At 37.6% G+C, this 21,961-nt stretch carries 16 protein-coding genes; 11 read left to right on the top strand and 5 right to left on the bottom strand.

The features are described 5' to 3' along the window. The first annotated feature begins 5 nt into the window (after positions 1 to 5). Complete coding sequence (locus tag ACSHZO_RS12110) at positions 6 to 779, top strand: polysaccharide biosynthesis/export family protein (RefSeq protein WP_298247447.1); 774 nt, start codon at positions 6 to 8, stop codon at positions 777 to 779. Next, positions 780 to 3,188: an exopolysaccharide transport family protein gene (locus ACSHZO_RS12105; protein WP_298247446.1), complete on the top strand. Its 2,409-nt coding sequence runs from the start codon at positions 780 to 782 to the stop codon at positions 3,186 to 3,188. It abuts the gene before it with no gap. On the opposite strand, the gene ACSHZO_RS12100 is transcribed toward ACSHZO_RS12105, so the two are convergent. Then, on the bottom strand, positions 3,181 to 3,924 hold the full coding sequence (locus ACSHZO_RS12100) for a tyrosine-protein phosphatase (RefSeq protein WP_298247445.1): 744 nt from the start codon (positions 3,922 to 3,924) through the stop codon (positions 3,181 to 3,183). The genes ACSHZO_RS12105 and ACSHZO_RS12100 overlap by 8 nt on opposite strands. Positions 3,925 to 3,996: 72 nt before the next feature. Here ACSHZO_RS12100 and ACSHZO_RS12095 point away from each other — a divergent pair, with 72 nt between their 5' ends. The 4 genes from ACSHZO_RS12095 (at position 3,997) to ACSHZO_RS12080 (ending at position 8,770) form a co-directional block, all read left to right on the top strand. Then, positions 3,997 to 5,352, top strand: coding sequence for a capsule assembly Wzi family protein (locus tag ACSHZO_RS12095; RefSeq protein WP_298247444.1), 1,356 nt, complete (start codon positions 3,997 to 3,999; stop codon positions 5,350 to 5,352). A 52-nt stretch (positions 5,353 to 5,404) separates the two neighbouring features. Continuing rightward, positions 5,405 to 6,484, top strand: a complete 1,080-nt coding sequence (locus tag ACSHZO_RS12090; RefSeq protein WP_298247443.1) for a PAS domain S-box protein — start codon at positions 5,405 to 5,407, stop codon at positions 6,482 to 6,484. 69 nt (positions 6,485 to 6,553) lie between these two features. Then, positions 6,554 to 8,344 (top strand): PAS domain-containing protein, encoded by a 1,791-nt coding sequence (locus tag ACSHZO_RS12085; protein ID WP_298247442.1) that lies wholly within the window; start codon positions 6,554 to 6,556, stop codon positions 8,342 to 8,344. A gap of 21 nt (positions 8,345 to 8,365) precedes the next feature. Continuing rightward, positions 8,366 to 8,770, top strand: coding sequence for a response regulator (locus tag ACSHZO_RS12080; RefSeq protein WP_298247441.1), 405 nt, complete (start codon positions 8,366 to 8,368; stop codon positions 8,768 to 8,770). On the opposite strand, the gene ACSHZO_RS12075 is transcribed toward ACSHZO_RS12080, so the two are convergent. Next, the gene (locus tag ACSHZO_RS12075; protein WP_298247440.1) at positions 8,739 to 9,851 is read right to left on the bottom strand and encodes an endonuclease/exonuclease/phosphatase family protein; all 1,113 of its coding nucleotides are present in this window, start codon (positions 9,849 to 9,851) and stop codon (positions 8,739 to 8,741) included. The genes ACSHZO_RS12080 and ACSHZO_RS12075 overlap by 32 nt on opposite strands. Positions 9,852 to 10,229: 378 nt before the next feature. Between ACSHZO_RS12075 and ACSHZO_RS12070 the strand changes: the two genes are divergently transcribed. The 5 genes from ACSHZO_RS12070 (at position 10,230) to thrC (ending at position 17,811) form a co-directional block, all read left to right on the top strand. Beyond that, positions 10,230 to 11,357 carry a vWA domain-containing protein gene (locus ACSHZO_RS12070; protein ID WP_298247439.1) on the top strand — a complete coding sequence of 376 codons (1,128 nt, stop codon included), beginning with the start codon at positions 10,230 to 10,232 and terminating at the stop codon, positions 11,355 to 11,357. A gap of 4 nt (positions 11,358 to 11,361) precedes the next feature. After that, positions 11,362 to 12,825, top strand: coding sequence for a magnesium chelatase (locus ACSHZO_RS12065; RefSeq protein ID WP_298247438.1), 1,464 nt, complete (start codon positions 11,362 to 11,364; stop codon positions 12,823 to 12,825). Positions 12,826 to 13,145: 320 nt separating this feature from the next. Then, entirely contained in the window at positions 13,146 to 15,593 is a 2,448-nt protein-coding gene (gene thrA, locus ACSHZO_RS12060; protein WP_298247437.1) for a bifunctional aspartate kinase/homoserine dehydrogenase I, read from the top strand. A 2-nt stretch (positions 15,594 to 15,595) separates the two neighbouring features. Next, positions 15,596 to 16,516, top strand: a complete 921-nt coding sequence (locus tag ACSHZO_RS12055) for a homoserine kinase (protein ID WP_298247436.1) — start codon at positions 15,596 to 15,598, stop codon at positions 16,514 to 16,516. Continuing rightward, a complete protein-coding gene (gene thrC / locus ACSHZO_RS12050; RefSeq protein ID WP_298247435.1) occupies positions 16,513 to 17,811 on the top strand; it encodes a threonine synthase in 1,299 nt (432 codons plus the stop codon). Before ACSHZO_RS12055 ends, thrC begins: the two co-directional genes overlap by 4 nt. A gap of 22 nt (positions 17,812 to 17,833) precedes the next feature. On the opposite strand, the gene ACSHZO_RS12045 is transcribed toward thrC, so the two are convergent. The 3 genes from ACSHZO_RS12045 to ACSHZO_RS12035 are packed head-to-tail and all read right to left on the bottom strand — an operon-like array spanning position 17,834 to position 21,915. Beyond that, a complete protein-coding gene (locus ACSHZO_RS12045; protein ID WP_298247434.1) occupies positions 17,834 to 18,325 on the bottom strand; it encodes a hypothetical protein in 492 nt (163 codons plus the stop codon). Positions 18,326 to 18,380: 55 nt separating this feature from the next. Continuing rightward, entirely contained in the window at positions 18,381 to 19,871 is a 1,491-nt protein-coding gene (locus tag ACSHZO_RS12040; protein WP_298247433.1) for a S10 family peptidase, read from the bottom strand. 37 nt (positions 19,872 to 19,908) lie between these two features. Next, the gene (locus tag ACSHZO_RS12035; RefSeq protein WP_298247432.1) at positions 19,909 to 21,915 is read right to left on the bottom strand and encodes a cation:proton antiporter; all 2,007 of its coding nucleotides are present in this window, start codon (positions 21,913 to 21,915) and stop codon (positions 19,909 to 19,911) included. Positions 21,916 to 21,961 lie beyond the last annotated feature (46 nt).

Here is a 21,961-nt window from a genome sequence, read left to right as displayed (position 1 = left end):
TATTTATGAAGAAATTTTTATTTGTAGCACTTATTTGTAACTGCCTTTTTAGCTGTGCAACAAAAGATCAGGTTGTTTACTTTAATGATGTAAATTCATTAGAAGGACATAGAAATATATTAGATTACGAGACAAAAATAGAAAAAAATGATGTTTTAAGAATAAATGTATCCTCATCCTCCATAAACCCTGACATTGTAGCTCCCTTTCAAATGAACCAACAAGGGGGTCAATCTTCTGGAGGCGCTGGAGGAGGGCAGAGTTTATCTTTAACGGGTTACTTAGTTAGTCCAGAAGGTACAATCAATTTTCCTGTACTAGGTTCTATAAATGTTTTGGGTTTAACTAGAACTGAAATACAGGAACAACTGGAAGATCAAATTTCTGATTATGTTAGAGACCCTGTAGTCGATGTAAGAATAGTAAATTTTAGTGTAACAGTTCTTGGAGAGGTGGGATCGCCAGGCCGAGTACAAGTTACAGACGGGAGGGTAACGATGCCAGAACTTCTTGCTATGAGTGGTGACATTAGTTATACTGGGAAACGCCAAAATATTAGAGTTATTAGGGAAAGTAATGGAGTAAAATCTGTAGGATTGATCGATATGACCGAAATAGATTTATTTGATAGTCCATACTACTATCTGAAACAGAATGATATCGTATATGTAGAACCCACCTATGCTAGAATGAAATCGGCTGGTTTCTTTGGTAATCCCGGAGCAATAATAGGTCTTATCAGTTCAGTTATTGGATTAGTTTTTATATTCGCTAGATAAATGGAGGAATTGAACGATTTTACTGAAGAAAATAATAGTTCGAATTTTGATCTTAAGGCTGAGCTATATAAATATCTAGTATACTGGAAATGGATTCTACTTGGATTAATTCTAGGAGGCTTAATAGCTTTTTTGTACAATAGATATACAATACCGCAATACCAAACAACTTCTACGCTGATCATGGTTGATGACCAAGAGGCGAACGCAATGAGTGCACTTCCTACTGGTGGAGGTACTATTTTATCCCTTGATGAGGATGGTCTGCAAAGTCAAATCGAGAAGTTGAAATCCAAACAACTAGTTTCAAGTGTTGTAAAAGAATTAGATCTAAATATAGCATATTATATTGAGGGTAATGTAATAACTGTTGAGGCATACAAGGCAAGTCCAATTGTAGTTGAGTTCATTTCCGCTGATAGTGTAGTAGATAATACTTACTTAAATTTTAATGTTATTCCTATATCCGATACAGATTTTACACTGGAAAGCGAAGATGAAAATTATTACGATACTCATAAGATAGGTGAAATTATAAGCTTAGGTAATCTAGAATTTATTATTCTCCCAAAGTCAGGGGAGGAAGAAGGATCTTTTAAAAGATCTAGTACTGTATATATTAAAATTACTCCCGTAAATGTTGTTACAAATAACCTCATTGCGGATCTATTTGTAGCTCCAAAAGGTAAAGCTAAGGATATTTTAATATTGAGTACTGTAAACGAATCAAGCGCTAAATCAGAAGATTTTTTGAATAAATTAATGCTTAGGTTCAATGAAGAAGGTGTGGAAGATAAGCAGGAGGTTGCTGCTAATACGACTTCTTTTATTCAAGAGCGATTAGAAATGATCACTTCTGAATTAGATTCAGTAGAAGTTGGAATTGCAGAATTTAAGAGAGAAAACCAAATAATGAGCGTACAGGCTGGAGCAGCTCAATTTCAGTCAAAATTTTCGGCCGCTGAACAGCAAATCTTTGACTTTGAAACTCAAATAGAATTACTGCGATCTGTAGAAAATTTATTGAGGAAACGAGGTCAATACGAGTTCCTACCCGAGGTAGGGATAGCTAATGGTGGTATTTCTGGCTTAATAAGTTCATATAATACTCTAGTCATGGAAAGGAATGTGTACCTAGAGGAGGGTACAGCGAAAAACCCCGTGGTTAAAACTATAACAGAACAACTTGACTTATTACGTAACAATTTATTTGAAAGTATAGAAAGTACTAGGCAGACGTTAAACATAGAGCTTAGAGAGGTTTCTCAAAGAGAAAATTTAGCCGAAGGAGAATTCAGTAATTTCCCAGGTTTAGAAAAAGGCATGCGTAACATAGAACGTCAGCAGCAAATTAAGGAGCAGTTGTATCTTTTTCTATTGCAGCGCAGGGAAGAAGCTGCTATCTCATTCGCCGCAACAGCTTCTGTGGCCAGAGTTGTTGATGAAGCTTTTACTTACGAAAATCCTGTAGATCCTGCTCCGAGATTGATATTGCTAGGAGGACTTTTAATTGGACTGTTGATTCCAATTGGAATAATATTTATAAAAAATTTCCTAGATACTAAAATTCATCATCGAGGAGACTTAGATCCGGTGTTAAAAACCATTCCATTTTTAGGAGAGATACCTAGGATTAATTCCGGTCAAAGTGATGTTATCCAGACTAACGATCGCTCTCCACTTGCCGAATCATTTAGAATACTTAGAACGAATTTGGCTTACTTAATTCAGAATAAAGATAAAAATATTGGCGATGTAATATTTGTGACCTCCACAGTTAAAGGAGAGGGAAAAACATTTATATCTTATAATCTATCGCGTACCCTGGCAAGTACCGGCAAGTCTGTAATTCTTATTGGGGCAGATGTTAGAAATCCAAAATTACATCGTTATACCATAGCAACTGAAGGGACAGTAGAAAAGGGTCTTTCGGATTACTTATATGATCTTGATGTTAATTCATATGATATTATTTCTAGAACCAAAGAAGAAGAAATCAAAGTTGATGTGGTACTTTCAGGGCCAATTCCTCCTAACCCAGCAGAATTATTAATGAACGATAGAATGGAGGAGTTATTAAAGCATTTTAAGACTCTTTACGACTATGTAATTGTTGATACTGCTCCCACAATGATCGTAACGGATACTCTTTTAATAAGTCAGTTAGCAGATTATACTCTGTACGTAACTCGATCGGACTATACTGAAAAGAAACTTTTAGATTTTCCAAAAGATTTAAAGAAACAAGGTAAATTAAAAGGCCTTGCTGTTGTTTTAAATGATGTAGATAATTCAAAGTTTTCTTATGGGGCCAAATATGGCTATTCCTACGGGTATGGTTATGGCTATGGGCAGGATAGCGAATCGCGATGGCAACGTTTTAAGAAACGTATTTCAAACTCTAACTAAAATGTTGCTGCAGTAGAGCACGATTATTATCGCTTATTCGTATGATGTTTTGAATATACTTACTTGGAACCTTGATTTCTTTGATCTTATCAAGATGTGTAAGTTTGTGAACATCGCTACAGATGTATTCAATAAAATCGTTTTCAATTAATTGATATGCTATTTTCTGTATAGCTTTTCCATAATGATTGGATAGTGATAGCATATTAACTTGCATAAGGCAGCCTCTTGTTCTTAGATCCTGAAATTTTATTAGATCTTTAGAGTGCATATATGTATATCTTTCGGGGTGTGCCAAGATCGGAACCTTAGAATTATTCTGAAGTTTAAAAAGTATCTGGGTCAAATTGATCGGAGCCTGAAAATAAGACATTTCCACGAGGACCTTATTATCTGTTACTGTAAGTAAATCATCATCTTCTAGAATTTCGAGAAAATGCTGATCCATCATATATTCAGCAGCATAGCTTAATTTTTTAGGACCAGCATTTTCATGCAGTAGCATTTTATAAACTTCTTCGATGTTTTTGGGAGTGTTAGGATAAAATTCACCTATAATATGCGGAGTTGCCACAATATGATTAATTCCTATTTCTGAGAACCCCTTAAATAATTCCCGTGATGTATCAATGCTATCAGAACCATCATCAATTCCTGGCAAGGTATGATTATGAAAATCTGGCATCCCTTCTATAAGATCAACTAAATATTTACTTCTACTAAATATTGATAACATATAATCTATTTAACCGTTCAAAATTACATATTTTAAATTCTAATTAGTAATATTTGCAACCCAAGTAGACGTATGAAGCATCCTTTTATTCTTTGCATATTTATAATTCTTGGCCTAAGCTCGTATGGTCAGGATTATTTTAATCTTAATGCCACAGGAACTGCCGGGCTTTTTAGTGGATCAGAATCTCCTTTTTGGATACATTCTAACCGTAGAGGTAGGTTGGACGAAAGGACTTTCTATAGTGGATTATTAACGGGTACGGCTATATTTGAAATAGATAATACCAGGTCATTTCAGTTTGGGGGTGGAATCCTTTATAAAGATGGCTATGATAATAGCTTCAAAATTGACGAAGCTTATTTTAGTTACGTTTCTCCAAAGATTAGAGTCGATATTGGCAAAAGACAGCGAACCGATCTTTACCAGGGTTTAAGTGTTAGCAATGAAAGTATTCTGTGGTCTCTCAATGCTTCGCCATTTCCAGGAATCTCTATTGAAACAGTTGAACCAGTCTTTTTTAATTTTAAAGATTACGGGTTGGGATTTAAATTTTCCATTGGAGAATACCTATTAGATGATGAGCGATTTATTGATAATACAAGGTTGCATCATAAAAGTGGACATTTAGTTTATAGAACTCAGAAAGATTTCGAAGTGAGTCTCGGGTTACAACAATTCGTGCAATGGGCAGGAACATCAGAAGAATTTGGCAGATTACCACAAAGCCTCGAAGATTATGGTAGTGTAATCACAGGTAGTGCTGGAACGGATGATGTAGAAGGTGAGGAAGTTAATGCGCTTGGAAATCAAATTGGAAGTTATGAATTGAAGATAAGCTCGAGGATTAGTAATCTCGATTTTGAGTTCTTTTACAACCATATATTTGAAGATGGCTCCGGTTTGAAAATGGGGAATTTACCAGATGGTCGCTATGGAATTTATGTGGAGGATAATAGAGATACTTTCTGGGGTGAGGATTGGATAAAAGCAATTATTTACGAATTCCACTATACCAAGAATCAAAGTAGAAGTAGAAAGAGCTCAACATCTGATGGAGCAGATAATTATTTCAATAATAATCTTTACAGATCTGGTTGGACGTATCAAAATCTTATCATTGGGAATCCATTTATTTTGACTACAGATGAGCGTTTCAGAATTGGAGTTAATATAATTACGGCTCATCACGTTGGTATTACCGGTAAGGCCTTCAAATTACCCTATAGAGCTTTGCTTTCTTATAGAAAAAACTATGGTGTCAAAGATTCGTTCTTTCCTGTTACAAAAGAAGTATTGTCTTCTTACCTGGAAGTCGAGTTAATGAAGGGGGATTATAACCTTTCTGCCTTTGTCGCTTCAGACATTAAAAACGTAGATCAATCTAATTTTGGTGCAGGTCTAAAATTCTCCAGACCTTTATTTTAGGTCAAGCTCAAATTTTTTTGTATTTTCCTAAACCCAAACCTACTATAGTACCTTGAATTACGTTTCTATAAATTCTATTACAGAAACAGTGATTACCTTATGTTATGCTAAGGGTGTCATTGCATTTGATAGTTTTGCAGCACAATTTTTCGAGGAAAACTTTTCTTCAGAAATTAGTCTGCGATGTATGCTATTCGCCCTTTTTCCTTCAGAACTTGCCGCACAGATCAATGAAAAAATGACCTTTTGTAAGAAAGGTCGCTTTCAAACCCATACGTATCAGAAAGATCACAACTCGTCAGTTTTTAGTTTTTATATAGCACCAATTATAGGTGATGACAGTAAAATTAGTAGTGTTTCTTTGTCAATAGAAAAGAATGACAAGACATACAGAAAGAAGGAAGACCTGTTACTAAGGGAATTAAATTACAGTTCACAATTTTACACAAATCTTTTTTATCATAATCCAGATGCGGTTTTTCTGTTTAATCAAGAGGGAAAGTTCATTAATGTAAATGCACAATCTGCACAATTAGCCGAAACTTCCGAGGAAAAACTGTTGCAAATGCACTTTTTACCGTTCATTCCTGAAGCAGAGAAGGAACAGGTTTTAAATTACTTCGGAAGAGCTCTACACGGCGAGTCTCTGGATTATCAATGTAGTTTTGTTACAGCTAAGGGTAACCATAGAATACTGGAGGTTAAAAACTTTCCAATTGTATTTCAGCAAGAAATTATCGGGGTATTCGGAATTGCTAAAGATATAACAGAAAAGCTTGAAATTGAGCGTAAACGTCGAGCAGATAAGCAAATGTTGCGTGCTATCATCGATAATATTCCAGATTATATTTTTGTAAAGGATCGGAAGAATCGTTCTATTCTTACTAATAAAAAATTCGCGAATAATATATTAGGTCTGGATGATTTGCATGCCAACTCAAATATTACTCCGCTTGACTATTTTGAGGAGACCAAAGCTAAAAAAATCATTGCCGATAATGATTTAGTAATGAATTCAGGTAAAGCAGTTTACAATAGCCAGGATATTGTTGAAAAAAATGATGGTAGTCAGGAAATGGTGCTGTTAACAAAAGTTCCTTTGAAAGATGCGGAAGATAATGTAATCGGTTAAGCAGGGATAGCAAGAAACAACACAGATGCTTTTCTTCAGAATAAAAGAAAGGATCTGATTCTGAAAACCTTGAAGGCATTTGGGGATAAAAGAACATTCCAGGATGCAACTATCAAAACCCTTGAAATATTCAGTAATGAATTAGGCTTTGAATATGCAGAAGCTTATAAGCTAAGTGCAAACAATATAGAATTGATTCGAACAGCTTACTGGCCTGAAAATCTGGATTTCAAGGAAGGAGATTCTGAGAGCGTTCGTTATAAAAAGGATGATGGTCTTCCAGGGAAAGTATGGTCCTCTATGAATATCGAAATTATTCATAAAGCAGATAATACAGGTCTGCTCAAAAATATGATGCTGAATGAAACTGAATCAATACAAACTGCCGTTGGAATACCTATAATATTACAAGAACGCTTGATCAGTATTCTTTGTTTTGGTTCTAAAGTTAACCGTAAAAAAATAGAACAAGCTATATATTCAGATGTTAGCATTCAGATAGCCTCAGCTATGGAAAGAAAACTGAGTCAGAATCAATTATCAGATTTCTTTCAGTATTCCCCGAATCTTACAGCGGTGATCGGGCTGGATGGATTTATCAAAATGGCGAATCCGGCTTTTGTGAAGACTTTCAACTATAGCACGGCTGAAATTTTATCACAACCGTTCTCAACTTTTATACATCCTGATGATCTGGATAAAACTTTTAAAGCTATCAAACAAATTTCTATAGGAGCGGAGGATTTTGAAATTCGTTGCAGGCAAAAAAATGGAGATTATATCTGGATATCCTGGCGTTTTTCAAGGTTCTTTGAAAACGAAAATATTGTTTATATCTACGGAACCAATGTTACGGCAATTAAAAATCATGAAGCCTTACTTAGAAATAGTGAGAAGCGATTTAAAGCACTGGTTCAGGAAGGTTCAGATCATATTGCGATTCTAGATCACGATCTAAAGTTTATATATAATAGCCCGGGTACAGAGCAGCTCTATGGTTTTTCTATAGATCAATTATCTCATACTCATTTTGCAGATAGGGTCTGTAATGATGATTGGCCTATAATTGCTGAGATCCTAAAAGAACTCAAAGAAGGACAGAGATTTCAACTACCTAGTTACAGGGTGAAGGATCAAAGTGATACTATTCACTGGATTGAAACTATCGCCACAAATCTTTCCGATGATGATACGGTAGGTGGTATTGTGCTTAATTCTAGAGACATTACAGAATTTATAATTCAGGAACGCCAGCTTATCGAAAGTCTTAAGCGTTATGATATAGTGGCAAAAGCTACTAGTGATATAATTACCGATTATCAGATTGCTTCTGGAATTATGAAAGCCAGTGACACCTTGGAATCGGTTTTCGGTTGGACTTCTGAAAATGGAAGCTTTACTTCGGAATGGTGGAATGATAAAATTCATCCTGAAGATTACGAGGAAGTAAGAAACTCTGTACAAGACCTTCTCAAAAATAGTATTCAGAATCTTACTATTGAATATAGGTTTCGATGCGCTGATGGATCTTATAAATACATGCTGGATCGAAGTCATTTAATGCTCGACTCTCAACAGAAGCCTATCAGAATCATAGGCTCACTGCAGGATATCACTGAGCGAAAAAGTCATCTTATCGCCATTCAAAATCATAATAAGCGATTGAAGGAAATAGCCTGGATGCAGTCCCATATAGTTCGCGCACCCTTGGCAAAGATAATGGGCTTGGTAGATTTGATGATAAACTATCGAGAAGATTTAGGTAACATCGATGAAATACTAGAAAATATATTAATTTCGGCGAATGAATTGGATGGGATCATCCGAGAAATTGCTGTGAAGACAGAAAATGAATTGTAGCAATCCCCAAAATTACCCTATATGTTACGTACAATAATTATTGATGATGATGACATTGTCACTTTTTTACAGAAAAAAATTGTTTCTAAAAGTGGTCTGGATACTGATCCTTTAGTCTTTAAGGATGCATATAAAGCTCTTGAATTTCTGGAACATGAAGCTAGTCAGGAAGAGGAATACTTGATCATGCTGGATATCAACATGCCTGGTATCTCTGGCTGGGAATTTTTAGACCATATCAAAAAATTACCTTTAGATGAACGCTTGCATGTAGTGATGGCAACCTCATCTATAGATCGAAAGGACAAACGTGAAGCGGCAAATGATCCACATGTCGTAGATTTTATTGAGAAGCCTCTGTCAGCAAGACATTGTGAAAAGTTAAAGGGAATTTCTAAGCTTGCACCCTATTTCCAATTGAGCTAAAGGGAATTTTCTCAACAAGAGGATTTGCGGTTTTAATTTTTTCTTCAGCCCAGTTCTTTTCCTCTTCATCAGGTGCATCAGTGTCTTCATTGATCGCTCCCGCAATAGGTTCGTGATTCAGCTTAATATACATCGGGAAGTGGTCTGAGCCTATACTTTTCTCCCTGGCAATATCGATAAGTGTAAAATCTCTGGTGTGGAAAACATGATCCAGAGGCCAGCGTAATAAGGCGTAACCTGTATGAAAGGTATTGAAGAAGCCTCTACCAATCCTTGGGTCCATGAGTCCACTCAACTTTTGAAAAAGTCTTGTAGTTCTTGACCAGGCTACATCATTCAGATCACCGAATACTAAAGTTGTATGTTTTTCACTGTCGATATCCCGACCCAACATCAAAAGTTCAGCATCTCGGTTAGTACTGGTATCACTTTCCGTAGGACTTGGAGGCATTGGGTGTAGACAGTGTATATTCACTTTCTTGCCACTTTTTAGAACTACTATTCCATGAATAGATGGAATATCATGTTGCACCAGATATCTTACTTTTATATCCTCAAGTTTCAGTTTTGAATACAAGTGCATACCATAAAGATTATCCATAGGAATCTTGACCGTGTACTTATAATCTTTTTCGATAACCGACATTTCATCTTCCCAGCGCTGGTCAGATTCCAAGGTTAAAAGAATGTCCGGATTACGCTTTTTGACCAGTTCTATAAGTTTATCACTGCGTTTATTAGGTGTAAGTACGTTACTAACTAAAATGGAAATCGAGGCATCTGGATCACTGCCTTTAAATTTCATAACCTGTTTACCCGAAAGATATGTGTAGGGATAAATTTTTACGAATTGATACAGCAAACTTATAAAGAGGACAGCAATAGCTATAAGATGCCAGTCTTTATCGAAATCATAAACAACTATGGAAGCGATGATCACGCAGATAATTAAAAAGCTGATCTGTATTCTTGGAAAATCAAATCCACGAATCCACCATTGATCAAATCTGGTAGCTGATGCAATCGTAGGAATACACATAACTACTGAAAAAAAGATCACGATAATCTCTCCAATGCTCATACTGGTCGTTTATGATTGGTTATCAAGTCTAGAATAATTCCATTGAGAAATCATTCCATCCTTAATCTGTAGCGCAAAAATCTACTACAGGCCTCTAAGATAGTATTTGCATCGCAATTGTAAAAGAGAGCCTAAGTAGCTATAGTTTTTAAATGCTATGTTCTATTTCTAATTGATTTCCTGAACCCTTGTCAATATGAGCCTGCAAAGGCTAATTTGATTTATTCTACTTAGAAACACCACAGCATAAGCCCTGGAATTTATGACAAAAATAACATCCTGTGTTGAGAAGGTAGAACATCTTAGTTAACATAACTTTAGTCTCTGTGCATCATCAGGCGTTTTTAGATTCTTCTGAAAAGCATTAATTTTATTACTATGAAAAAGAAGGAGAAAGAAGTAAGGGGCTTTGTTTTCAATAAATTCGAAGAACCTGAAAAGTCTGTATTTGACAGGCTTTTTGACATCTTCAAAGAGATCATTACGCATACCTCTGGAGATCTGGACGAGGCTTTAGACTGGCTTAGACAATTGGATGATGAGTATCAACTTACTACCGATGATTATTCGATCGATGATTTCGTTGAAGAGCTGAAGCAGAAAGGTTACATCAAGGAAGAGATCGAACCAGATGGTAACGGTGGAATGAGCATTACTGCGAAAACCGAACGTGCTATACGACAGCAAGCCCTGGAGCAGATCTTCGGAAGATTGAAAAAAGGTGGCGCAGGAAATCACAGAACTAACAAAACAGGAAGAGGAGATGAACATACCGGAGACTTCCGGCAATATCAATATGGAGATTCTTTAAGTAGGATTTCTATGACCGAAAGTCTTCGAAATGCCCAAATAAACAATGGAATTGGTGAATTCAGCATGTCTGAAGAAGACCTGGTAGTAGAAGAAACTCATTTTAAATCACAAATGAGTACCGTACTTATGATCGATATAAGTCACAGCATGATCCTATACGGCGAAGATCGTATCACTCCAGCAAAGAAGGTAGCGATGGCACTTTCAGAATTAATAACTACACGTTATCCAAAAGATACTCTGGATATCCTTGTCTTCGGAAATGATGCCTGGCCAATTTCAATTGCTGAACTGCCATATCTAAAGGTTGGTCCCTACCACACCAATACAGTAGCCGGACTTGAATTAGCAATGGATCTCTTGCGCCGAAAGAGAAATACCAACAAACAGATCTTTATGATCACTGATGGTAAGCCCAGTTGCATCAGGGAAAAGGATGGAAGTTATTATAAAAACAGCGTTGGACTGGATCCTTATGTAATCGATAAATGTTATAATAAAGCAAGGCAGGCTAGAAAGCTAAGAATTCCCATTACCACCTTTATGATCGCCCAGGATCCATACCTTACCAGGTTTGTAGAGGAATTTACCGCCGCCAATCAAGGGAAGGCATTCTATACTGGATTAAAAGGATTGGGTGAAATGATCTTTGAAGATTACGAATCGAACAGAAAAAAAAGAATTAGAGGATAAAGCTATGAATACGAAAAACATCAAGACGCTTAGAGATTTAAAATCTTCAGGTTACCAGACTAAAAGTATTAAAGACGAACTTAGAGATAACTTAAAAGTTAAAATTAAAGAAGGCAAAAAAGCTTTTGAAGGCATACACGGCTATGATTACACGGTGATCCCGGAAATTGAACGGGCCATTTTATCGAAACATAATATTAATTTACTAGGATTACGCGGACAGGCAAAAACAAGACTTGCCAGGCTCATGGTGAATTTACTGGACGAATGGATTCCGGTAGTTGAAGGTTCAGAAATCAACGATGATCCTTTAAATCCAATTAGCCGTTATGCTCAAGAAAAGATCGATAAAGAAGGTGATGAAACTCCTATAGAATGGATGCATCGAGAGGATCGATTCTTCGAGAAGCTGGCGACTCCAGATGTTACTGTTGCAGATCTTATTGGTGACGTAGATCCAATCAAAGCTGCGAATTTGAGACTTAGTTATGCAGACGACCGCGTGATTCACTACGGAATGATTCCCCGGGCGAACAGAAGTATTTTTGTCATCAATGAGCTACCAGATCTACAGGCAAGAATACAGGTTGCCCTCTTTAATATACTTCAGGAAGGTGATATCCAGATTAGAGGTTTCAAATTGCGCTTACCATTGGATATGCAATTTGTATTTACAGCCAACCCCGAAGATTATACAAATAGAGGAAGTATTGTAACTCCGCTGAAGGATAGGATAGGATCTCAAATTCTAACCCACTATCCACAGAATATTGATATCGCCAAAACCATTACGGCACAGGAAGCAAAAAAAGATGGTAGGCAGGAAGATACGATCAAAGTACCCGAACTTGCGAAAGATCTTTTAGAACAAATTAGTTTCGAAGCCAGGGACAGTGAATATATAGATCATAAAAGTGGTGTTAGTGCAAGGATGAGTATTACCGCTTTCGAAAATTTATTAAGTACTGCCGAGAGACGCATCCTTAAAACCGGAAGTGAAGAAACAACCCTGCGATTTGGTGATTTTCTTGGGGTAATTCCTGCAATTACGGGGAAAGTTGAACTCGTTTATGAAGGAGAGCAGGAAGGTGCAGCCTTTGTAGCTATGGAGCTTATTGGTGCTGCGGTAAAAACCTTGTTCCCGGAGTACTTTCCGAAGATCGAAAAACTTCAGAAGCCAGACGCAACTACACCTTATGATGATCTGGTAGAATGGTTTTTTGAAAGTTCAGGTTTTGAACTGCCAGATGATCTAAGTGATTCAGAATATAAAGAACAGCTAGATTCTATTGAACCTCTAAATGAACTCATTCAGAAATATCAACCGAATATTGAAACATCAGATAAGTACTTTATGAAAGAGTTCTTATTATGGGCTTTAGTTGAACATAAAAAGTTAAGTAAACAGCGTTTTTCTAAAGGTCTTAAGTTTAAGGATCTCTACGGAAGTTACATTAGCGGATTATAATCTGTATTTTTAAATAATTAATAATCAGCCTGATAATTTGAATTATCAGGCTTTTTTCTGTCCTATTTTGAGAATTCCATAAATCTTCAATTCATTAAGGTTTAAAATTTTGTCATGTAGAATTATTAAATACCTTTAAAATAAATAAGACCAGAATCGTGAATTTTACAACTTCATTTATTAACATGATCCAGGAAGAAATCTACTCTTCTACAGTGACTACGTTTATCACGATTACAGGTATTACCCCTTGTGGGGTTCTAGCTATATAATACTCGTCCATACCTAATTTTGTTTTATTCATTTAAATAATTTCAGCCATGCAAATCCTGAAATTTGGGGGGTCATCTGTATCCTCTCCAGAGAGAATCAAGTCTTTATCCAAGTTAGTTCAACAGTTTAGTAAGAATGAAAAAGTCGTTGTTGTTTTTTCAGCATTTGGAGGTGTAACGAATGACCTTCTAAGTGTAGCTACACTTGCCCGGGACCGTGATGACTCTTATAAAGAACTTCTGACTTCTATTGAAAAAAGACATTTGGATGCGGTTCGGGAATTATTACCTGTCAACCAGCAGAGTGCTGTCTTAAGCAAAGTGAAATCATTCATAAATCATTTGGAAACGCTCTGTGAGGGTGTTTTTCTGTTAAGTGAACTCTCAGATAAAACGACTCATGTGATCTCCGGTTTCGGAGAAATGCTTAGTACCGAGATCATTTCAGCTTATCTTAAGTTGAGTGAAAATAAGACATTAATGGTAGATGCTAGAGAGCTTATAGTGTGCCGTAACTTTAAAGAAAAAGTGCAGGTAAGCTACGAGCCGTCGAACACTAAGATTCGTCAGTACTTTAATAATCATGATGCTCAGATTTATGTAGTTCCTGGTTTTATTTCGAAAAATTCGGAAGGAGTTCCCAGTACTTTGGGAAGAGGTGGATCAGATTTTACTGCGGCGATCCTTGGTGCAGCTCTAAATCTTAAAAAGGTTTATATCTATACTGATGTGAACGGAATGTACACCGCAAATCCAAATTTGGTGTCACAGGCTTATCCACTTGAACATATTTCCTACGAAGAGGCGATGGAGCTTTCTCATTTTGGTGCCAAAGTGCTTTATCCTCCAACTTTACAACCGCTTATCAATCAGAATATTGAAATCCATATAAAATCTACTTTTGATCCTGATAGTCATGGAACAGTAATTTCCCGATCCAGCAAAAAGAACTTTAGATGGGTAACCGGTATCACCCATATCGATGCTATAAGTCTGCTGAACGTGGAGGGTAGTGGCATGGTTGGTATCCCGGGATTTTCTAAAAGACTATTTGAAGCGCTCTATTTATCAGGGATCAATGTTGTGCTTATCACTCAGGCTTCTTCGGAACATAGTATTTGTATTGCAGTAAGGGATGATGAAGCTCTGGAAGCAAGAAATGTGTTGAATGATGCATTTGAAGCTGAAGTTTCTTCCGGTAAGATCAAAGCAGTAAAAATTGAAGATGATGTCGCGATCATTGCTCTAGTAGGTGATCGTATGAAAAGTCATCATGGTCTTAGTGGTAAAATGTTCAGTGCTTTAGGACATAATAATATCAACATCAGGGCAATTGCTCAGGGTGCTTCAGAAAGGAACATTTCAGCTGTCATCGCGAAGAAGGATGTAACCAAAGCTCTAAATCTATTACATGAAGAGTTTTTTGAGGTGCCTTCAAAAGAGTTGAATCTATTCATCACCGGCGTAGGAAATGTGGGTGGCAAACTTTTACAGCAACTTCACAAGCAGGAAGCATATCTACTTCAGAAGTTAAGACTGAAAGTGCGGGTGCTGGGAATCTCAAATTCCCGAAAGATGCTTTTTTCTGAAAATGGTATCGACCTGAACTCCTGGCAGGAAGATTTAGCTAAAGCTGATGAGTGCGCACCAGAAGCTTTTTTCGAAACCATTAAAAAATTGAATTTACGCAAAAGTATTTTTGTGGATAATACTGCGAGTGAAGTGATTGCTGGATGGTACAAGCACTATTTGAGAAACTCTATCTCGGTAGTAACCTGTAATAAGATTGCCTGCGCAGATTCTTTTGAAAACTATCAGGAATTGCAGGATCTTGCCAGGGAATATGGAGCTTCCTTTCTTTATGAAACTAATGTTGGTGCAGGATTGCCAATTATAGATACGCTACAAAATCTTATGGCTTCTGGAGATCAAATCTTGAAAATTCAGGCGGTACTCTCCGGGAGTTTGAATTTTGTCTTTAATAATTATAAAGCTGAAGAGCCTTTTCATAGTATTGTACGTAAGGCGATGGAAGAAGGGTTTACCGAGCCGGATCCAAGAATTGATCTTAGCGGAGTAGATGTAGCACGTAAAATCTTAATTCTGGCTAGAGAATCTGGACTTCAGCTTGAACTGGAGGATATTGAAAAAGATAGTTTCTTATCTGAAGCTAGCTTGAACGCAGCAAATAATGCAGAATTTTTTGAGATTATTGAGAAAGATGAAGAAAGCTTTCAGAAAATGTATCATGAAGCAGAAGCTGAAGGTGCCGAACTTAAATATGTAGCTCAATTAGTGAACGGAAAGGCTAAAGTCGGGTTGCAAAAGGTTCATGCGCAACATCCTTTCGCAAATTTGAGTGGGAGTGATAACATTGTACTGTTCTTTACTGAGCGTTATCCTGAGCAACCATTAATTGTAAAAGGAGCAGGTGCGGGAGCAGATGTAACTGCATCAGGAATTTTTGCAGATGTGATAAGAATCGGTAAACGATAGTTATGAAAGAAATTAAAATATTTGCTCCGGCTACGGTCGCTAATTTATCCTGTGGTTTTGATGTACTTGGATGTTGTTTGCAGAACGTAGGTGACGAGATGCTGGTAAAAATGAATGATCTAAACCAACTTCGTATTACTAAAATTACTGGCGCAGATCTTCCAATGGAAATTCATAAGAACGTTGCCGGGGTTGCTGTTCTCGCTCTTCTGGATAGACTCGGTTCGAAGCAGGGTTTTGATGTCGAAATCGATAAAAAAATTCGATCTGGAAGCGGGATCGGGAGTAGCGCAGCAAGTTCTGCCGGAGCGGTTTATGCAGTTAACAAACTTCTGGATGATCCATTTACTAACAATGAGTTGATCGAGTTTGCGATGCAGGGTGAATTACTTGCTAGTGGAAATGCTCATGCAGATAATGTTGCTCCAGCTTTACTGGGTGGTTTTAGTCTTGTTAGAAGTTACGATCCACTGGAAACTCTTGCCTTACCGGCACCATCCGAAATAAGAATGGTCGTTCTTCATCCAATGATCGAAATTAAAACGCGCGATTCCCGGTCGATCATAAAACAGAATGTTACGCTGGCATCAGCCATTGCACAATGGGGAAATCTGGGAGCTTTTGTCAGTGCGCTTTATACCAATGATTATAAGCTTATGGGTAGAAGTCTTCACGATGCTATTGTAGAACCTGTTAGATCCATTTTGATCCCGTACTTTGATGAATTAAAAAAACTTGCTTTAGACAACGGAGCCCTCGGCTTTGGGATTTCAGGTTCAGGACCTTCAGTTTTCGCTATGTGTCAAGGTGATAGTGCTGCAGAAGAGGTAAAGGCAACTTATCACAATTTTCTTCAGGATAAGGAAATGGGATTCGAACTACATGTTTCAGAAATTAATAAAACAGGAATCAGAATATTATGAAGTACTATAGTCTTAACAATAAAGAACATCATAGCAATTTTGAGAATGCGGTGGTTCGCGGACTTGCACCCGACAAAGGGCTTTATTTCCCAGAGAGGATTCCACGGTTATCTACCGAATTCATAAGCAACCTGATGAAACTGGATCCCGCAGAAATTGGAAAGCATGTAATTTCGCCATTCGTTGGCAATGAAATTCCTGAGACTGAGCTACAAAAAATATTGGAAGAAACGCTTTCGTTCGATTTTCCGGTCAAATCAATTGAGCCAGATGTTTCAGTGCTGGAATTATTCCATGGTCCAACCCTGGCCTTCAAGGATGTAGGAGCACGCTTTATGGCGGGTAGTCTTGGCTATTTTATTCAGAAGGGAAATTTAGGAAAAGTCACCGTACTGGTTGCAACTTCAGGAGATACCGGTGGCGCTGTGGCTAATGGTTTTCTGGGTGTTGATGGGATTGATGTGGTCATTCTTTATCCAAAAGGTAAGGTGAGTGATATTCAGGAGAAACAGTTAACCACTCTGGGACAAAACATTCAGGCGATCGAAGTTGATGGAACATTCGATGATTGCCAGGGAATGGTAAAAAAGGCATTTCTGGATAATGAAATTACAGATCGCCGGCAACTTACCTCTGCGAACTCGATCAATCTGGCTCGATGGTTGCCTCAAATGTTCTACTACTTTCTTGCTTACAGACAGTTAGAAACAAACAATAAGATAGCCTTTTCCGTACCAAGTGGGAATTTCGGGAATATCTGCGCAGGACTACTGGCAAAAAAGATGGGGTTACCTATAGATACATTTGTCGCGGCTAATAATGCCAATGATACCATAACCAGGTTTATGGAATCTCATAATTACCAGGCAAGAGAGAGTGTTCAAACCATTTCGAATGCTATGGATGTTGGTGATCCCAGCAACTTTGTTCGTATCCTGGAATTATTCGGGAATCACTTTGAAGATCTCAAACAACATTTGATGGCTATGAGTTATACCGACTCCGAGACTAATAAAGCAATTAGATTGGTTTATGAAGAACATAATTATTTAATGGATCCTCATGGCGCAGTTGGTTATTTGGGGCTCAAAGACTTTCTGAAAATAAATCAGGAATATAGCGGAGTGTTTTTAGAAACAGCGCATCCTGTGAAATTCCTGGAAACTGTAGAAAAAGCTTCTGGAGCAAAAGTAGTTATGCCGGATTCTATAGCAGGAATTCTGGATAAAAAGAAGAAATCCTTTCAGCTAAGCACGTATGCAGAGCTGAAAGAATTTCTTCTGGAAGATTATTAATATTAGAATGTAATAAATTTTTCTAATTAACCTTGTTCAGGGTTATACTTCCTATACAATTCTCAGCAGGTCCGCAGGGATCAAAATTAAATATTAAAGTATTTTGTTCCAGTATTATATTGAAACTCCATTCTACTTCTTGTTCATTTAAACTTAATTCCTGCAGAGATTGAAGAGCTCCAGAATCATCTTGAGAAATCCATCTGTCAGAAATTAAAGAAAGTCGGTTGTTATTGATAGTATAGCTTCCGAGTTCCTTGAACATATAACCGGTAATCTCTGAACTTTCAATAGCTCGAATGAAAGTATAACTTTCGAACTTACTTGCCTTCAGGAATTTATATTGAATCACAGATTCGTAGTTCAAATTTTCATCCAGTTCGTCATACTCATTAAAATCTACTATAGTAGTCTTTTCCCAAACGCCTTCAACTGCATTGTCTGATAATGTGTCGTCATCACTAGAGCATCCAGTAAGAAATAGAACGGAGAGTAATATCAAAAATTTTTTCATAAGATATACTTGTTTCTTATTAGATGCTTTAACATGAATATAGTTGCGTTAGAATTTAATATTTAGCCGACTGATCCTTTGCAGGCAGTGTATTATTGATAAAATCGCGTAGATCATCATTCGCTTTTTGAAGGTCTTCGCTTCTTAAGTACATCATATGACCGCTTCGGTAACCTTTAAAACTAAGACGATCCTTCATTCTACCACTTTGATCCAGTTGCCACATGCTGTATTTGGCATTGAAATAGGTGGTCGCCCCATCGAAGTAACCAGATTGAATTAGAACATCCAGATTAGGGTTTTGCGCCATTGCCTGTCTTAGCATCTCTCCGGAATTATTTCCACTACGATCCCACGGGTGAACAGGGCCGAACATAAAGTACTTTAAATCAGTATTGAACTGAAGATCATTTCGTAAATAATGATTGATCGCCGGAGTGAATGAATGTAACCATGAAGTCAACTCTGAATTGTAATCTGGAGAATTTCCTGAATTCTTCGCGTCCAGACCTTTGTAACGAGAATCCAGTCGGCCAACGGTGTAACCTTCTTTGTCTCTTAAAAGTTCTTTCCAGAAATACTGAAAAGGTACTTCCATATTATTCTGAAGAATGACTTCCTTTTTTATACCGGAGTATTCAGCCATTTTCTCTGCGACTTCGTTCTTTTTTTCAGTGTCTGCAAAACCACCTTTCATAAGAACCGGCAAAAGCTCGTTGATCGCATAAGATTCTACTTCGGGTAATAGCTCTTCAAGATCTTTTTGTTGTAATTCTGAAGGTAGCATTTTATGATACCACGCGGCCGCGGCAAAGTAAGGAAGCCTGTTTGCCACTTCAACCGGACCTTCCCGATCTATTCCAATTTCAGTAGGAGATACCAGGATCACGCCGTTTAAGTACATCCACTGACTATTTTGCAATTCGAGAGCCAGTCCAGATACGCGAGTGGTACCATAACTTTCACCAATAAGATATTTTGGTGATAACCATCTATTCTTCCTGGTTACAAAAGTACTTAGCCATTCAGCGAGGTAGGTGATATCTGCCTGTACGCCAAAAAATCGTTCTTTATCAACCTTACCTTCAGCATCTGGAACAGGTCTTGAAAAACCTGTATTTACGGGATTCACATAAACGATATCTGCCACGTCCAGAATTGAGTGCGGATTTTCTTTAATGCCGTATGGTTGTACCGGAAAACCCTCATCATCGATGTTCAAAACCCTTGGACCGGTATAGGCAATATGCATCCAAACGGAAGCTGAACCGGGTCCACCATTGAAAGAAATAACCAATGGACGGTCTTCAGTATTATTTACATTTTTACGCTTATAATAGGTGTAAAATAGGCTTGCAATAGGAGTTCCGCTTTCATTCCAGAGAGGCATCATACCAGTTTCCGCAGTATAGTCAATAGATTTCCCATTTATTCTTACTGAATGACTGGTAGTCACCATGGTGTCCTGTGGAATCTCGACTTTTTGTGCAATGCCGATGTAAGAAAAGAATGATAATGCGAGAAACAGTAATTGTATTTTTTTCATATTTGATTTAAGTATTTCTGCTGAACAGCATATTAATTTACTTGAAAGAAAGTTGATCATTAAGATGGTTGATATTGGTTGGATGCCCAAACAGGTATAATAAATCACCTTGTTCTATAATAGTTTTTGGGGAAATCTCTGTCAAATACCTGCGGTCCCTTTGTATCGCAAGCAAGGTGACCTGAAAGTTCTTTCCAATACCAGAATCTTCGATGGATTTTCCTACGATCTGGCGGTTATCCCGATTCACTTTTAGAGTAACGATTTCCCTGTTCGGAATGTTCAGGTGTTGCAGGGCAGGAGAGTGTGGTCTTTTCTTCATGGATGTCAGCATCTCATAATCTGAAGATCTAATCTGGTTGATAAATTCCTGAATTTCATCAAAAGGCACAAGATATTTTTTAAGAACTCTGGTGAAAATCTCAATGGAAGTTTCAAATTCTTCAGGGATCACTTCGTCTGCTCCCAATCTCAGGACTTCTTCCATTTCTTTTACATATTTGGTACGAACAATAATGGTAGCGGTTTTGGTTAATTGCCTTATCGAAGTAAGCATTTTCCTGGTCGCACCAGCATCTGATATTGCAATTACTACAACCCGGGCTTCCTGCACATGAGCATGCTTGAGGATCGTTGTATTGATGGCATCCCCGAAAATTACGGGTTCTTTAAGTTCTTTTGCTTTATCAAATGCTTCCGGATTTGCATCAATGATCACGTATGGAATTTCAGCCTTTTGAGCCGCTTTAGATATGTTGGATCCATTGATCCCGTATCCAATAAGAACAAGATGATCCTTCAGATTCTCTTCGGAAAATTCTTCGTCGGCTTTGGTACTTCTCTTAATGTTTTCCAGTCTTTTTCTAACCGCTGGAGGAATTGGTGCCTTCAGAAGTGCATAAGTGATCCTTGGAGCAGATTCTATCAGGAACGGCGTCATTCCCATCGTAATGATAGAAATGGCCAGGAAATACTGGTAAATATTTTCAGGAATAATACCGCTTTCTTTTCCTACTCCGGAAAGCAACAAGGAGAATTCACCAACCTGGAAGAGACTGAAGATGGCCAAAAACATGGTTCTGGCTGGAAACTTCAGAATTAGTACAGTAACTCCAATTACCAGCATTTTCAATAATACAACCGCGAGTACAAGACCAATAATAATCAGGATATTTTCAGCAAAGAAATCCAGATTCAGCAGTGTCCCTACAGAGATAAAGAAAAAGCTGATGAATATTTCTCTAAAGGGTAATACGTTTGCGGTAGCCTGGTGACTGTAATCTGACTCAGAAATGATGAGTCCGGCGAAAAACGCTCCTAAGGCAAGTGATAAACCGACCGTAGAAGTTAACCATGCCACCCCGAAACAAAATACAACGACCGTAAGAATGAATAATTCCTGGTTCTTGGTTTTTACGACCCATCCAAAGATCTTAGGTGCCACATATTGCGCAAGGATGTATACGATCACCAATACCAGTAGGATCTTTAAGACCATGATCCCTATTGTCGTGAGAATATTTGGCGTCTCTCCGGCCAGTAAGGGTGTGAAAAGCATCATGGGAACTACCACAATGTCCTGAAAAATAAGAATTCCCAGACCTATTTTTCCATGCGGTGTGGAGATTTCCCCTTTCTCCTGCAGTAATTTTAAGACGATCGCCGTACTACTTAAACTAAACAGGAAACCCAGGAAAATAGATGTATTTAAAGGCAATCCCAAGGCGGTTGATATTCCGGCAGTGGCAAGAATAGTACCTCCAACCTGTAAACCACCACCAAGAAATATGATCTTCTTGATGGATGCCAGACCTTTTAAAGATAGTTCGATCCCAATTACGAACAGCAGGAAAATAATTCCTATTTCTGAAAGCAATTCTACATCATGCTGCGAACTAATTAGGTTAAAAGCATGCGGGCCTGCTATGATTCCAGCAAGAAGAAATCCCAGAATTGCCGGTAGTTTCAATTTCTGGAATACGAGAATGATCACAATCGATAATCCTAGTATAATTACAATATCCTGAAGGATTGGAATTTCCATATTTTGGCTGGTTAATTAGATTTTAAAGATAAAAATAATGCGAGAG

It is taken from the genome of Christiangramia sp. 3-2217-3z (genome assembly GCF_051195275.1).
GTDB classification, from domain to species: Bacteria; Bacteroidota; Bacteroidia; order Flavobacteriales; family Flavobacteriaceae; genus Christiangramia; species Christiangramia marina.
The sequence above is the reverse complement of the archived record's forward strand: the minus strand, read 5'-3'. Positions and strand labels throughout refer to the sequence as shown.